Consider the following 12,826-nt stretch of genomic DNA (forward strand, 5'->3'; position numbering starts at 1 on the left):
CAGTTTTTAAATAGGTTTCAAGGTCATGAAAATGCAAAATACTTTTATATCTAATGTGGTTAAATCCGTTTTTGTCGCAAGCATACTAACGTCTGCTGGAATGGCAAATGCCCAGCAAGCCCCTCAGCCTGAAGATCGTTATGGGGATGGACGTGTTTCAGCATTTTATACATGGAAAGCTGCGATTCCAGAACAAGCTGGAAAACTCTTAAAGACAGAGGACATCAGCAACCCTTATATCCGTTTGGACAATGATAGTACGGCCATTCGTATTTTATATAGTTCAACAAGTGGACGGGATAGTAAGACCCCCATTGTGGTTTCTGGGACAGTACATCTTCCTAAAGGTACGCCACCGAAAGAAGGTTGGCCTGTTGTGTTATGGGCACATGGTACGGTTGGTCTAGCAGATGCCTGCGCACCTTCTTGGAATGGACGATCTTATCGAGATGTACAATATTTAAACCGATGGTTAAAAGAAGGATTCGCTGTAGTAGCAACTGACTATGAAGGACTTGGTGTGGCTGGCCCGCACTTGCTGATCAATAATCCAATGCTTGCTTATAGTATTTTAGACAGCGGTCGAGCTGCGCTTAAAACGAAATTACCTCTAGCAAATCGTTTTGTTATTGTGGGGCAATCTCAAGGTGGGGCGGGGGCTGTTTCAGCTTCAGCTTATTCAGCAACCTATGCACCAGAGTTAAATATTAAAGGATCTATTGGCACAGGGGTGATTTATCAGGACCCAGAGGTAACAGCTGAAAAGAATCAGTTAAAGTTAAATCCTTATGAAGTCAGTCCATCCTTAGCATATGGTATTTATAGTTTTTTAGTGACGCAAAGCTTATTTCCTGAAATCAAAACTGAAGATATTTTTACCGCTGAAGCAGTGCCTTTGGTGGAACAAGCAAGAAATGCCTGTTTGACCAGTTTTATGGGAGATATTCAAACAGCAGGACTTTCACCTGCGCAAGCCTATAAGGCGAATCCACCATCGATCTATAAAAAATTACAGGAAAAACAATCCAATGATTATGGTTATTACCCGACCTTAAAAATCAATCATCCATTATTTATTGGCACTGGGGCAAATGATCGTACACCAGATGCACGTAATCAAATGAAGTTGGTGGCGGATGCATGTAAGGCAGGTACAGTCGTTGAAGGGCATTTGTATCATGGATTGGGACATAGTGAGACAGTGAATGCTTCCCTACAAGATTCTATTCCATTTGCCAAAAAGGTGATTGCAGGGGAGAAGATTCAGTCCATTTGCAAACCAGATTTACAATAGAAAATCAGAAGAAAATAACCATCCCTCATAATGATGCTCATGGTTATGACAAGACCTTAAATTAGCAAGCAATAAAAACCGCTCATTCAATCCGATTAAATGAGCGGTTTTTATTTAGCTTGAGGACTTAGGCAATCTGTTTGTTTCGCTTGGCCGCCTCAGCTCGTACCGCAGGAATAATATAACGACCATAGTCCACAGTATCGTAAATTGGATCATAACCACGATTTAAAAAGGTGGTGACGCCCAGATCTACATAATCAAGTAATGCGGCAATAATCGTATCAGGCGTTCCGACAAGGGCGGTGGTATCACCATAGGCCCCAACTGCGCTTGCAGTTGGCATCCATAAGGCTCGGTCATGGCGATCACCTTGTTGTGCTGCTGCCAGTAACCGTTGTGAACCTACGCCTTTAATTTTATGTCCCGAAAGTGAGCCATTATTTTGGAACGTTGGATTTTGCTGAATATCAGCTAAAATTTGTTGTGCTCGTTGCCATGCGAGTTGTTCTGTTGGCCCAATAATAAGACGTACTGATAAACTGACCTGCGGCTGGGGTTTATTGGCTGCTTCTGCTGCCTTTTTAAGTTTATTTATCTGCTCTTTCACGCCCGCTAAAGGCTCACCCCAAAGCGAATAAAGATCTGCATGACGCACTGCGATATCGTAGGCAATATCCGAAGAACCACCGAATGAAATCGGAATAGAAGTTCCATTGACCGGTTTTAAAGGGCAGAAAGCATTTTCCAGTTTAAAGTATTTGCCTTCATAGTGAATCGGTTGCTCACTTTTCCAAAGCTTTTGGATGATATCTAGATATTCACCCGTGCGTTCATAACGTTGAATTTTATCAACAATATAATCACCTTCTTGCGGTTCAGCGGTAATTCCCGTAATGGCATGTAAACGAATGCGTCCTCCGCCAGTGGTATGGTCCAGTGTGGCAAAGGAACGTGCAGCCAGATTAGGCGTCATCAGCGCAGGGCGATGTGCAATCATAAATCCAAGTCGTTCAGTCTGTTGTGCCAGATAAGCTGCGATTTGGGTACTATCAGGGCTACTTGGTCCATTGGCGATTAAAACTTTATCAAAACCTGCATATTCATGTGCACGAGCATGATAACGTAAATATTCGAGATCAATTTTATGACCAATTCGGGTTCCTTTGGTTTCAGACCATTGATTTGGAAAAACCATACCCACAAATTCTATGCTCATCATTTAACCTATGCTGTAAATTTTAAATAAAAGAGCAAAATAGATGCCAAATAGAGAGGCGAGATAAAATATATAATTTTTTAAAAAATATTATTGTAAGCTGTTTATATATGATCAATTGACAGACATATTGTTTAAAAAGCAACATTGCATAAAAATAGAAATATATTGATTATAAATGCATAAGCAAAAACGCCTATTAAATCATTCAATATATAAATTTAGGATTAAATATCTGTAATTATTATTTATCAGCTTTGTAATAGAATTGTACTATTCTATTTTAATATCCTCCTCAGCTATTTAAAGGGTTAATTATGAAATCCTATTTGGATAATGATTATAAAGTAATTACCTTGCCTGATAATGGTGTGCCAATTAAGCCAATAAGAGCAAAAGCGATTATATTTTCTGATCAAAACTCTCGTAAGCTATTAAGCCAAGTTGAAACCATTGCACCAAGTTCTGCCAGTGTGATCATCCAAGGTGAATCAGGTACAGGTAAAGAATTAATCGCACGTGAAATTCATTTGAAAAGTGATCGCCAAAATAAGCCGTTTCTTGCTGTCAATTGTGGTGCTTTAGTTGAAACACTTGCAGAATCTGAATTGTTTGGTTATGAAGCAGGCGCATTTACGGGTGCGCATAAGACACGCCCTGGTATTTTTGAAACAGCCGACGGCGGAACTTTGTTCTTGGATGAAGTGGGTGAGTTGCCGTTGTCTTTGCAAGTAAAACTGTTACGTGTATTGCAAGAAAAGGAAGTTGTTCGGGTCGGTGGACGTAAACCGATCCCGATTAATGTACGCATCTTGTCTGGTACACATGTTGATTTGCGTAAAGCTGTCGCGGAAAATAAATTCCGTTTAGATTTATACTATCGCCTAAATGTGGTTGTGCTAAATATTTTACCATTGCGAGAGCGTAAGGGTGACATTTTGCCTTTGGTGGATTTTTTCTTAAACTCCTATTCGCAAAAGATGATTACGCCGAAACCCAACATCAGTGATCGCGCCAGAAATGCGCTACTCAACTATAGTTGGCCGGGAAATATCCGTGAGCTTGAAAATAATATCCATTATGCACTGCTCATCAGTGGTGGCAAAACCATTGATATTGAACATTTAAGGTTTTCAGAGGAGGGTGGCTCAAGCGTTTTACCAGATAATGATTTGATTCAAGAGTTTGAGGATGTACTCAAGCGTTTATTTCAAGAATATGATGGTGAAGCATGGCACATCATTGAAGATAAAATCGTCAATACCGCTTTTTCAAGTTGCTGGAATAATCAGGTTAAGACTGCAAAAATGTTAGGACTGTCGCGCAATGTTTTACGTAATTTGTTATCAAGATATAATTTATTACCAAATAAAAATGAAATTGTTTAATTGGGCTGTGCAATAGAAACATCCATTTTACCCATGGATGTTTTATTTTGGGCTGGTCATTTTTGTGATCCATAAACCAAGTTCAAACAAAAGCCACATTGGTACTGCCAGTGCAAGCATGCTAAAAATATCAGGGGGTGTAATAAACATTGCGATAAAGAAAAACAAAACAATGATGTGTTTACGGTAATGTTCCAATTGTTGAATAGAAAGAATACCAATAAAAATAAGAATGTAGGTCAGTACAGGGATTTGAAAGGCGATACCAAAAGCCAGAAAAAGCTTGAGACAGAAATCAAGATAACTGTTGATATCAGTCATCGGTAAAACATTATCTGGTGAAGCTAAGACAAAGAAGTTTAACGCCAAAGGCAGAATCAAATAATAGGCAAATAAGATGCCAAGATAAAATAAACCGATGCTGGAGAGCACAAGCGCCATGCCAAATTTTCTTTCACTTTGATATAGAGCAGGTGCAATAAAGCGCCAGAATTGATAAAGAATAAAGGGAATCGCCAATAAAATTGCAAAATAAATATTGAGTTTAAAGGGCGCTAAAAATGTACTCATCACATCTGTAGCTATCATGGTTGAATTTTTAGGCAATCGGGATATTAAGGGTTGAGCCAAAAAATGATAATTGTGTTGTGCAAGGGGCAATAATAGTAAAAAAATAGTTAAGACTGTAGCAATGCTATAGATCAAACGCTTTCTAAGCTCTTTTAAATGTTCGCTATATTTCATTTCAGTGAGTGTTTCACTGAGTATTTGTTCGGTCATGCAGCTTGATCCTCACGCAAGATATTGGATGATGTTGTGTAAATTAAAAAGGGTACTTTTAATTCACGCGCAGAGATTTGATAAACATAATCATGTGTGGGATAAGGGGGCGCTTGATGTGCTATAGCAACAGCGCTATGTACACTTTGGATTTCGTGTTGCATTTGTGCAAGCTGCTGTTTGAGCAGCTCTTCGTTTTGTTTTATTTTGAGCAGCTCTTCTTGCATGATCCTTTTTAGTTCAAGCAATTCCAGTTCATTTTCTAACTCTAGCTGGATTTTGTTAAGATTATTTTTAAGGGCTCTGTATTTAAGTAATCCCACCCTTAATGTTTGAGGGAGCTTTTCAGGTCCCAATATAATCAGTGCAATAACAGCAAAAGCCAAGAGTTCACCAAAACTGATATTGAACATAATGATTTAGTACTCACCGGTTAGTGTTTTTTTCTTTATTTAAATCGAGATGATGGATTTCTTTAGGCTGATTTGTTTCAGACAGTTTTTGATCATCAGAATGAACCGAGTCTTTAAAATCTTTAATTGCACCACCTAAATCCTTACCTAAGTTTTTAAGTTTTGATGTACCAAATAATAAAATAACGATCACGGCAAATAATAATATATGCCAAATTGATAAACCCATTTCATATTTCCTTAATAATTTAAAACTAGTTGGTATAAATATCATGCTTGAATATATTTTCTAAATAATATTTATATCGATGAATATTCGATTTCATTATGCGCTATGGTCCAGCATATTGAGTGCTTGATTACGATAGTTAAATAATAATTCGCTGTCTTTATGTCTTGGATGGGTCAAAGGAACTTGAATGATTTCTTTAATTTTTCCTGGTCGAGCAGACATTACGATCACGCGATCACCCAGATAAACCGCTTCTTCTATATCATGTGTAACTAGAATCATGGTGATCTTTTGATCTTGCCAAATACGTTGTAATTCAGTTTGCAGATGGCTACGTGTAATTGCATCTAAAGCACCAAAGGGTTCATCTAAAAGTAAAATATCAGGCTGATTAACCAAGCCTCGTGCAATCGCTACCCGCTGCGCCATACCACCCGATAGCTCATGTGGATAAGCATTTTCAAAACCTTTTAAACCCACCATTGTAAGATGTTCTGCCACACGGGCATTTTTTTCGGCACGGCTTAAGTCGGTTTCTTCGAGCGCTAAATGAATATTTTCGGAAACACTGAGCCAAGGCAATAGACGGTGCTCCTGAAAAATTAAACCTCGTTTTAAATCTGTCCCTTGTATTGGTGTTTGATTCAGTAAAATCTCACCTTGATAGTCTTTATCTAATCCTGCAATTAAGCGCAACAAGGTCGATTTACCACAGCCACTGCTTCCGACAATAGAAATAAATTCTCCTTGTTGAATATCGAGATGAATACCATCTAATACGGTGAAAGTTTGTTGATCTCGATAAAATGATTTATTGAGTTTTTTAATCGAGAGTAAGGAAAAGCTCATATCAATATCCTGATGAGATGGGTGATTCAGTTAAACACGCCATTGCAGTAGTCGTTTAGAAATCAAGTGAATACAAAGCGTCATGCCAATACCGCTGAGGGTGACCGTGATTGCACACACCAACAAAATATCCATTTCGGCATTGATTTCAGCTTTCATCATTAAATTGCCTAAGCCTGCACCAGCATTGAATAACAGCTCACTGGCAGTTGTGGTAATCCATGTAAAAGGCACCGCTAAATTCAACCCCGTTAAAATATATGGGAGAGCTTGAGGGAAACGGATTTTTTTAAATTCCTGCCAAAAAGATAATTTGTAAATACGAGCGACTTCACTGTATTTCTGGTCATAATGACTTAGCCCTTGAAAGCTGTTAATCACCATCGGGAAAAAAGAAGCAAGCGCAATAATAAAGATTTTTGCCTGCTCACCATTGCCAAACCACAGTGCAATCAATGGGGTTAAACCAAGTAAGGGTACTTGGCGAATGCTATTAAATAATGGTGAAACCAAGGCATTTAAAATTTTTGAATAGGTAAGTAAGGCACCGAGTAGTAGCCCTGTTGTCGAGCCAAGTAAAAACCCCAGTCCAGCTTTTTTAAGACTTCCCCATGTGTTTAACCATAATTCACCTGTTTCAAGCAGCTGAATAAAAGCAAAATACACCTTCTGTAAAGGCACAAATGCATAGGCATGACTGGCGCCTAAACTTGAATTGTATTGCCATAAAGCCAGTAAAAGGAGCGGGAGCAGCAGACCTTTGATCAAGATCAGTGGTTGCGCAAAAGCACTTTTTAAGTTCAGTGGATGCTGTGACATTATTTCCCCCTTGAACTCAATGCAGGTGATACAAGATATTGTTCGAGCTGACGTAAAGTTTTATCTAAAGCAAAACCAATGATTCCTGTAATAAAAACTCCGACCATGACAACGTCTAAACGTAACATTTGTCGTCCGAGCTCCATCATTTGACCAATGCCAGTGCCTGCAGCAAGTAATTCAACGGCCACCAAAATCAACCAAGCACGACCTAGAGCAATCCGCAGTCCACCGATTAATGGTGGGAGGATGCAAGGGATGATGATGTATCTCAACCATGCTGGAGTTTTTAATTTGTAGATCTGGCCCAATTCAATATATTTTTTAGGAATATTTCTAACAGCATCAGCTGTTGTGAGTGCGATTGGAAAAAAACAGGCTTTAATAATCAGTAAAATTTTAAATAGTTCACCAATTCCAAAAACCAAAATAAAAATAGGAATAAGCACAAAGATTGGAATTTGATAAAGGATATTGAACAAAATATAAGTGTAATTTCGGAAAGAGGTGAGAGATGCATAGGCAATGCCAAACAAAATCGCACAGGTGGCCGCAATTGAAAAACCCATCAGCAGTCGAGAAAGGCTATCTTTTAAATGCAGTTGTAGTTCACCACTTTGCAACAAGGCAAGAAATGTCTGCCATACCGTTATAGGTGGCACTAAAATTTGGGTTGGAAAAATCTGTAAATAGCTAATCAATTGCCAAACCAGTAACGCCAAGATGGGTGAAAGGAATGAGAGCAAGCGATAGACCTGCTCAGAAGACAATCGCCTCCATAATGGTGCTTTGATCGCCACGATTTTTTTTTCGATAAGCGGATTTACGAGGATTTTCATGACCTAGTTTCCTTGCTTATGTTGAATATCAAGTGGTTGTAAATTTTGAATGGCTTGACTGGTAAACTGAGCATTGAGCAACTCTTCAGCTTTGATTGGCGTTTGAATCAATTGGTTTTTTACAGCATGGTCGATGACTTTTGCATAATGCTGTTTAAGAAAATCCACTTGGTACTCAGGTGACCAATCTTGTTGCCAGTTACTGCTGGTATTTTGACTTTCGCGTTGAATCACACTTAGAGGCTGACCAAATTTGGTTTGGCTTTGTTGGAATTCATCTTGATGCTGTGAAATCCACTGCATTGCCCGTACTGTCGCATCAGCAAGTAGTTGGGTTGTGTCTGGATGTTGATCCAGATAAGTCTTGCGTCCCCATAGTTCAGCACGCATTTTCCAGTCAGCGGGTAGACTTTGCGATGACCAAATAATTTTGCCAAGATGGCGATCTTGTAAAGTGAGCGCATCACTTAAGGTAAAAAATGCATCGACGCTTTTAGCGGATAAAGCAGCAGCTCCCGCCTGTGGATTGAGATTGATGATTTGAAAATCTTTAAGCTTTAAACCTTTGCTCTGTATCAATTGAGCAAAATTAATTTCCCAAGGACGACCACGATGTAAGGCAATCTTTTTACCTTTGAGGTCCTCAATGGTTTTGATGGGTGAATCCGCTGGAACCACCAAATAAACATTATTACCGACTCCGCCAGGGACGACAATTTGTGTTCTAACACCAGTGGCATTGAGTACTACCGCAGGAAGATTGCCATAAAAAGCAAAATCAATTTTATTGTTGATAAAGCTTTCATTGACTAAGGTGGCCACAGCCGCAGTGGTTACAGGTTCCCACTTTAATTCAATATTTTTCTGCTTTAATGCTTTTAGAAAAATGGGGTCCTGTGCAATAAGTTGTGGTACACCAATAAAGTCCAGACCGCCAGAAGTTCCATTGGCCACAACCGCAATACGAAGCTGTTGTTGACTGGTTTTACTTTGGTTTGGATCTTCGGTTTTGTGTACGCCACAAGCAACCAATCCTAAAAGACTAAAACTTAAAAAAAGACCAGAAAAAATACGCATATCATCATAAAAATCTAGAAATATAAGGGGATAGAGCAAGAACCAAGCCAAAATAATTATTTTATATAAATCAGTTTGTTATGTTTTTATGATTGGTGTTATTTGAATGGATCAAACAGGTTATGTTGTGAAACCGACAGTATTGGATGGATAAGTGTTGAAATTTCAACACCATGTTTAGCTGGGTTTTTATAATATTTAGATAAAACAACAATATAGATGAATTCAATATTGAATAAAAAACGGCATGGTTTCTGCTCATGAGTTGTATCACTCACGATAGCGTGTAAAACCTTTAAATTATTGAGAAGTATTATGTCTGTTGAATTTTTATGGAGAATCCCTGTGCATGGGGATGGTCGTCGAGCACATCAGTTACATACACGAGGTGAATGGAACCAGCTGAGCCCAGCAGTACAATCCCCTCAACGTGTGGCACCTCAACATCAAGATGAATTGTTTGCCTACTATGATTATGTACAACAGGTAGCAAAAGCCGCAGATATCGTAGGTTTTCACGGCGCATTGATTCCTGCTTTTCCACATACTGAAGAACCGTGGGTGCTGGCATCGGCATTGGCAAGAGAAACCAAAAGACTCCGATTATTGATTGCGATTCAACCTTGGTTTATCCATCCTGCATACGCAAGCCAAATGGCAGCAAGTTTGCAGCGTCTCAGTCAGGGACGGGTTGAATGGAACGTGATCTCAGGTGGCGGTGGGGCACAGCAACGAGCCTATGGTGATTTTATTGAACATGATCAGCGCTATGCGCGAACCAATGAATTTTTAGAGTTTGTAAAAGGGTATTCGCATCAGGCACCTTTTGACTATGATGGAAAGTTTTTCCACGTTGAACAAGGTGGTTTGAAATATCCAATGAATCAATATGACGTTCCTCGTTTGTGGTTAGCGGGAGCTAGTCCAGCGGCACTGCAAGTTGCAGGTCGGCATGCCGATATCCACTTAACCTGGGGTGAACCTGTTGAACAGCAGAAAAAAGTGATTGAACAGGCGCGATCCTTCCTTACACAAAATACCCCAGACCATAAGGTAAAGTTTGGTATGCGTATTGATATTTTGGCACGCCCCACACAGGAACAAGCGCTTCAAGAGCTTAAACAGATGTATGAAACCATCGCTGTTGATGGCAATGCATTTGAACGTAAAGATACTGAGTCGGTTGGTGCAAAACGTCAGCAGGCCTTAGCACAAGGCAATCGTTTTGAAGACTTATTTGTCAGTCCAAATGTTTGGGCTGGTATGTCAAATGTAAGGGGTGGGCCAAACTGTATTTTAGTGGGGAGTTATGAACAAGTGGCACAGCGCTTACAAGAATATATCGACATTGGCGTTGGGCATTTTATTCTCGCCAGTAACCCACATTTGGAAGAAGCGTATCGGGTTGCTGAAGAAGTCTTACCCTTGGTTGGATATAAATTAAAATAATAAGTTTAGATCCCTTTGAGATATCAGAGGGATCTTGTTGTTTCAACAGCATAGAACTGTCTTAAAACCAACAGCTTTGCTGAAAAATCAAAGAGTGTTTTTAATTAAATTTATAAAAATTAGTAGCTTATATTGTTGGCATGACTTGTGCAATTTTCAATACAGTATTTTATTTTTTAGTTTAAATTGCCATGAGTGAACGAATATTTAATCCCCATCAGCGGGCGTTGCTATTTGGGCAATATGCATCTGCTTCAACTGCAACTGGCATATCAGACCCATTTACACGACATCGTTTGGATGTGAGTCAATCACCTCCAGCAAAATTGAATAAATTGTGGATCGCGATCATTGCGGTTGCTGCAGCACATTTGGGTATTTGGTATATCGCAAAACAATTACCGACACCAGCTTTGGACATTGCAAAGCCAGAACCCGTGGTGATTGAAATTGTCAAACCAGTGGAACCACCTAAAGTCATTGAACCTAAAATTCCACCAGTGACGCAAAAACCCAAAATTCCGCCTGTGGTCGAAAAACCAAAACCGATTGCGAAACCTATCGAACAGCCGAAACCTGTTCAAAAAACTGTGGAGCAAGCCAAACCGATTGTAAAACCCATTGCACAAGACACAGTTCAAAAAACTGAGGAACCTGTTGTAAGCAAAAAACTGAGCGCTGAACCTGCTCCAAAAACAGCAGAACCAGTGAAGCCTACTGATGACAATTTACCTGTGACAGAAGCCAAGGGTTATGCAGGTTATCTAAGCAACCCCGCAGCAGAGTACCCAGAACAGGCCTTAGAACGTGGTTGGGAAGGCTCGGTGATTTTAAGGGTCAAAGTATTGCCAAACGGTAGCCCAGATAGCGTAACGGTTAAACAAAGTAGCGGCAAAAAACTTTTAGACAGCGCGGCTGTAAGAACAGTAAAGCAATGGAAATTTTCACCGGCCTTAAAAGGTAAAACACCTGTCGAAGGTTGGGTTGATGTTCCAATTCATTATCAATTACCGAAATAAACTATTTTAAATTAAGAGGATATCTACATGACAGACATAAATTCATTGATCCATGACGGCACAATCTGGTTATTGGTTGCTTTCTCCATCGTCACATGGGTGTTGATCGTGGTTAAAGTGGTACAGACACAGAAAGCCAGCAAGCAAAGTAAGGTCTTTGTCGAAGCCTTTTGGAAAGCCAAAAATTTGCCTGAGGCAGTGACTCAATCACAACAAGGTGAAGGCCCTACAGCCCGTGTTGCAAATGCCGGTTTTCAAACCTTGATTGAGGCAGATGAGAAGACTCATCAAGATTTGCAAAACAGTTGGAGTCGTCAGGATCTATTAGAGCGTCATTTACGCAAGCAAATTTTAACTGAACGTCGTCAATTGGAAAAAGGTTCTGCATTATTGGCTTCGATTGGCAATAACGCACCGTTCATTGGACTATTTGGAACAGTGTTTGGGATTATTCATGCTTTACAGGCCATTGCACATTCAGGTAATGCAAGTATGGATGTGGTTGCAGGGCCAATTGGTGAGGCATTGATTGCTACAGGTATTGGTATTGCTGTGGCGGTACCCGCTGTGTTGGCTTATAACTATTTCATACGTAAAGTTAAAACCATCGGTGCAGACCTCGATGATTTTGCTACTGATTTTGTCAGTTTAAATCAAAAAGCGGGTTTTCAGTTACCTGTCACTAAGCCAAAAAACACCACTGGAAATACTGTAGTCAATCATGATGCATCCAGTAAAGAAGTCAAAGAAAAAGGAGTGTTTGCATAATGGCCGTTTCAACCTCCCAAGAAGATGATGTGGTGAGTGAAATTAACATTACGCCATTGGTTGATGTGATGCTGGTTTTACTCATCGTGTTTATCGTTACAGCACCCCTGTTAACCAATACCGTGAAAGTAAATTTACCCAAGGCTGCACCGACGCAGTCAACGGATCAGAATAAAGCGGTTGTCATTAGTGTTAATCCGCAAGGAGAAATCTTCCTTGACAAGGATAAAGTAACTTTGGCAAGTTTTGAAAAAGAGATTCAGTCACGTAAAAACAGTAACCCTAAATTGGCTTTGAATTTAAATGCCGATGAGACCATTCCTTATGGAACAGTTGCAAAATTACTTGCCAGTATTGAGCGAGTAGGGGTAGAAAAATTATCTGTGATTACCGTACCCAAGTAGTCTTTGGATGCTGAATGAAATAGCTGCTACGGCAGCTTTTTTAGTGCCTAAAAATATGAGTAGTTAAAATTAAAACAGCGTTCAAATTTTATTACTTTGTATAAGCATGATTTATATAAGCCTGATTTTTATAAACTGAATGTGTACAAAATGAATGTGTTATTCACAATTTTGATCAGCAACATTAAGGTCTTTGTGTTGGGCAGCAATAGTCGGGATGCATCATTAGAGCCCCATACTGGATTGACTTTTCGTCCTTGAAAAGTCAGAAGATCG

14 protein-coding genes are annotated in these 12,826 nt (G+C 39.5%); 6 read left to right on the plus strand and 8 right to left on the minus strand.

Going from position 1 to position 12,826, the window contains the following annotated elements; translation table 11 throughout:
* The first annotated feature begins 31 nt into the window (after nucleotides 1-31).
* Nucleotides 32-1,294: a lipase family protein gene (locus CQZ96_RS19045; protein ID WP_416377029.1), complete on the plus strand. Its 1,263-nt coding sequence runs from the start codon at nucleotides 32-34 to the stop codon at nucleotides 1,292-1,294.
* 127 nt (nucleotides 1,295-1,421) lie between these two features.
* Here CQZ96_RS19045 and CQZ96_RS19050 read toward each other — a convergent pair whose 3' ends face one another.
* Nucleotides 1,422-2,513, minus strand: a complete 1,092-nt coding sequence (locus CQZ96_RS19050; protein ID WP_004717504.1) for an LLM class flavin-dependent oxidoreductase — start codon at nucleotides 2,511-2,513, stop codon at nucleotides 1,422-1,424.
* A 317-nt stretch (nucleotides 2,514-2,830) separates the two neighbouring features.
* On the opposite strand from CQZ96_RS19050, the gene CQZ96_RS19055 reads away from it, so the two are divergent.
* Entirely contained in the window at nucleotides 2,831-3,901 is a 1,071-nt protein-coding gene (locus CQZ96_RS19055) for a sigma-54 interaction domain-containing protein (RefSeq protein WP_004717502.1), read from the plus strand.
* Nucleotides 3,902-3,943: 42 nt separating this feature from the next.
* On the opposite strand, the gene tatC is transcribed toward CQZ96_RS19055, so the two are convergent.
* From tatC to CQZ96_RS19090, 7 genes are all read right to left on the minus strand, one after another.
* Entirely contained in the window at nucleotides 3,944-4,681 is a 738-nt protein-coding gene (tatC, locus tag CQZ96_RS19060) for a twin-arginine translocase subunit TatC (protein ID WP_105713536.1), read from the minus strand.
* A complete protein-coding gene (gene tatB / locus CQZ96_RS19065) occupies nucleotides 4,678-5,094 on the minus strand; it encodes a Sec-independent protein translocase protein TatB (protein WP_004823389.1) in 417 nt (138 codons plus the stop codon). The genes tatC and tatB overlap by 4 nt, the downstream gene beginning before the upstream one ends.
* A gap of 13 nt (nucleotides 5,095-5,107) precedes the next feature.
* Nucleotides 5,108-5,323, minus strand: a complete 216-nt coding sequence (locus CQZ96_RS19070; RefSeq protein ID WP_004823388.1) for a Sec-independent protein translocase subunit TatA — start codon at nucleotides 5,321-5,323, stop codon at nucleotides 5,108-5,110.
* A gap of 96 nt (nucleotides 5,324-5,419) precedes the next feature.
* On the minus strand, nucleotides 5,420-6,175 hold the full coding sequence (locus CQZ96_RS19075; protein ID WP_004717493.1) for an ABC transporter ATP-binding protein: 756 nt from the start codon (nucleotides 6,173-6,175) through the stop codon (nucleotides 5,420-5,422).
* Nucleotides 6,176-6,205: 30 nt separating this feature from the next.
* The gene (locus CQZ96_RS19080) at nucleotides 6,206-6,994 is read right to left on the minus strand and encodes an ABC transporter permease (RefSeq protein WP_105713537.1); all 789 of its coding nucleotides are present in this window, start codon (nucleotides 6,992-6,994) and stop codon (nucleotides 6,206-6,208) included.
* Complete coding sequence (locus tag CQZ96_RS19085; RefSeq protein ID WP_004717490.1) at nucleotides 6,994-7,833, minus strand: ABC transporter permease; 840 nt, start codon at nucleotides 7,831-7,833, stop codon at nucleotides 6,994-6,996. Before CQZ96_RS19085 ends, CQZ96_RS19080 begins: the two co-directional genes overlap by 1 nt.
* Before the next feature lie 3 nt (nucleotides 7,834-7,836).
* Nucleotides 7,837-8,910: an ABC transporter substrate-binding protein gene (locus tag CQZ96_RS19090; protein WP_105713538.1), complete on the minus strand. Its 1,074-nt coding sequence runs from the start codon at nucleotides 8,908-8,910 to the stop codon at nucleotides 7,837-7,839.
* A gap of 315 nt (nucleotides 8,911-9,225) precedes the next feature.
* Between CQZ96_RS19090 and CQZ96_RS19095 the strand changes: the two genes are divergently transcribed.
* From CQZ96_RS19095 to CQZ96_RS19110, 4 genes are all read left to right on the plus strand, one after another.
* Nucleotides 9,226-10,359 (plus strand): LLM class flavin-dependent oxidoreductase, encoded by a 1,134-nt coding sequence (locus CQZ96_RS19095; protein WP_105713539.1) that lies wholly within the window; start codon nucleotides 9,226-9,228, stop codon nucleotides 10,357-10,359.
* A 191-nt stretch (nucleotides 10,360-10,550) separates the two neighbouring features.
* The gene (locus CQZ96_RS19100) at nucleotides 10,551-11,378 is read left to right on the plus strand and encodes an energy transducer TonB (RefSeq protein ID WP_105713540.1); all 828 of its coding nucleotides are present in this window, start codon (nucleotides 10,551-10,553) and stop codon (nucleotides 11,376-11,378) included.
* Nucleotides 11,379-11,405: 27 nt separating this feature from the next.
* Nucleotides 11,406-12,146 (plus strand): MotA/TolQ/ExbB proton channel family protein, encoded by a 741-nt coding sequence (locus CQZ96_RS19105; protein ID WP_105713541.1) that lies wholly within the window; start codon nucleotides 11,406-11,408, stop codon nucleotides 12,144-12,146.
* Nucleotides 12,146-12,550, plus strand: coding sequence for an ExbD/TolR family protein (locus CQZ96_RS19110; protein ID WP_004717481.1), 405 nt, complete (start codon nucleotides 12,146-12,148; stop codon nucleotides 12,548-12,550). The genes CQZ96_RS19105 and CQZ96_RS19110 overlap by 1 nt, the downstream gene beginning before the upstream one ends.
* Nucleotides 12,551-12,826 lie beyond the last annotated feature (276 nt).

Source organism: Acinetobacter sp. MYb10 (assembly GCF_002980175.2).
In the GTDB taxonomy this organism is placed as follows: Bacteria; Pseudomonadota; Gammaproteobacteria; order Pseudomonadales; family Moraxellaceae; genus Acinetobacter; species Acinetobacter guillouiae.

Excerpts from the sequence above, each read along its gene's own strand:
- CQZ96_RS19045 (WP_416377029.1), top strand. The coding sequence starts at position 32 with ATGCAAAATACTTTTATATCTAATGTGGTTAAATCCGTTTTTGTCGCA.
- CQZ96_RS19050 (WP_004717504.1), bottom strand. The coding sequence starts at position 2,513 with ATGAGCATAGAATTTGTGGGTATGGTTTTTCCAAATCAATGGTCTGAA.
- CQZ96_RS19055 (WP_004717502.1), top strand. The coding sequence starts at position 2,831 with ATGAAATCCTATTTGGATAATGATTATAAAGTAATTACCTTGCCTGAT.
- tatC (WP_105713536.1), bottom strand. The coding sequence starts at position 4,681 with ATGACCGAACAAATACTCAGTGAAACACTCACTGAAATGAAATATAGC.
- tatB (WP_004823389.1), bottom strand. The coding sequence starts at position 5,094 with ATGTTCAATATCAGTTTTGGTGAACTCTTGGCTTTTGCTGTTATTGCA.
- CQZ96_RS19070 (WP_004823388.1), bottom strand. The coding sequence starts at position 5,323 with ATGGGTTTATCAATTTGGCATATATTATTATTTGCCGTGATCGTTATT.
- CQZ96_RS19075 (WP_004717493.1), bottom strand. The coding sequence starts at position 6,175 with ATGAGCTTTTCCTTACTCTCGATTAAAAAACTCAATAAATCATTTTAT.
- CQZ96_RS19080 (WP_105713537.1), bottom strand. The coding sequence starts at position 6,994 with ATGTCACAGCATCCACTGAACTTAAAAAGTGCTTTTGCGCAACCACTG.
- CQZ96_RS19085 (WP_004717490.1), bottom strand. The coding sequence starts at position 7,833 with ATGAAAATCCTCGTAAATCCGCTTATCGAAAAAAAAATCGTGGCGATC.
- CQZ96_RS19090 (WP_105713538.1), bottom strand. The coding sequence starts at position 8,910 with ATGCGTATTTTTTCTGGTCTTTTTTTAAGTTTTAGTCTTTTAGGATTG.
- CQZ96_RS19095 (WP_105713539.1), top strand. The coding sequence starts at position 9,226 with ATGTCTGTTGAATTTTTATGGAGAATCCCTGTGCATGGGGATGGTCGT.
- CQZ96_RS19100 (WP_105713540.1), top strand. The coding sequence starts at position 10,551 with ATGAGTGAACGAATATTTAATCCCCATCAGCGGGCGTTGCTATTTGGG.
- CQZ96_RS19105 (WP_105713541.1), top strand. The coding sequence starts at position 11,406 with ATGACAGACATAAATTCATTGATCCATGACGGCACAATCTGGTTATTG.
- CQZ96_RS19110 (WP_004717481.1), top strand. The coding sequence starts at position 12,146 with ATGGCCGTTTCAACCTCCCAAGAAGATGATGTGGTGAGTGAAATTAAC.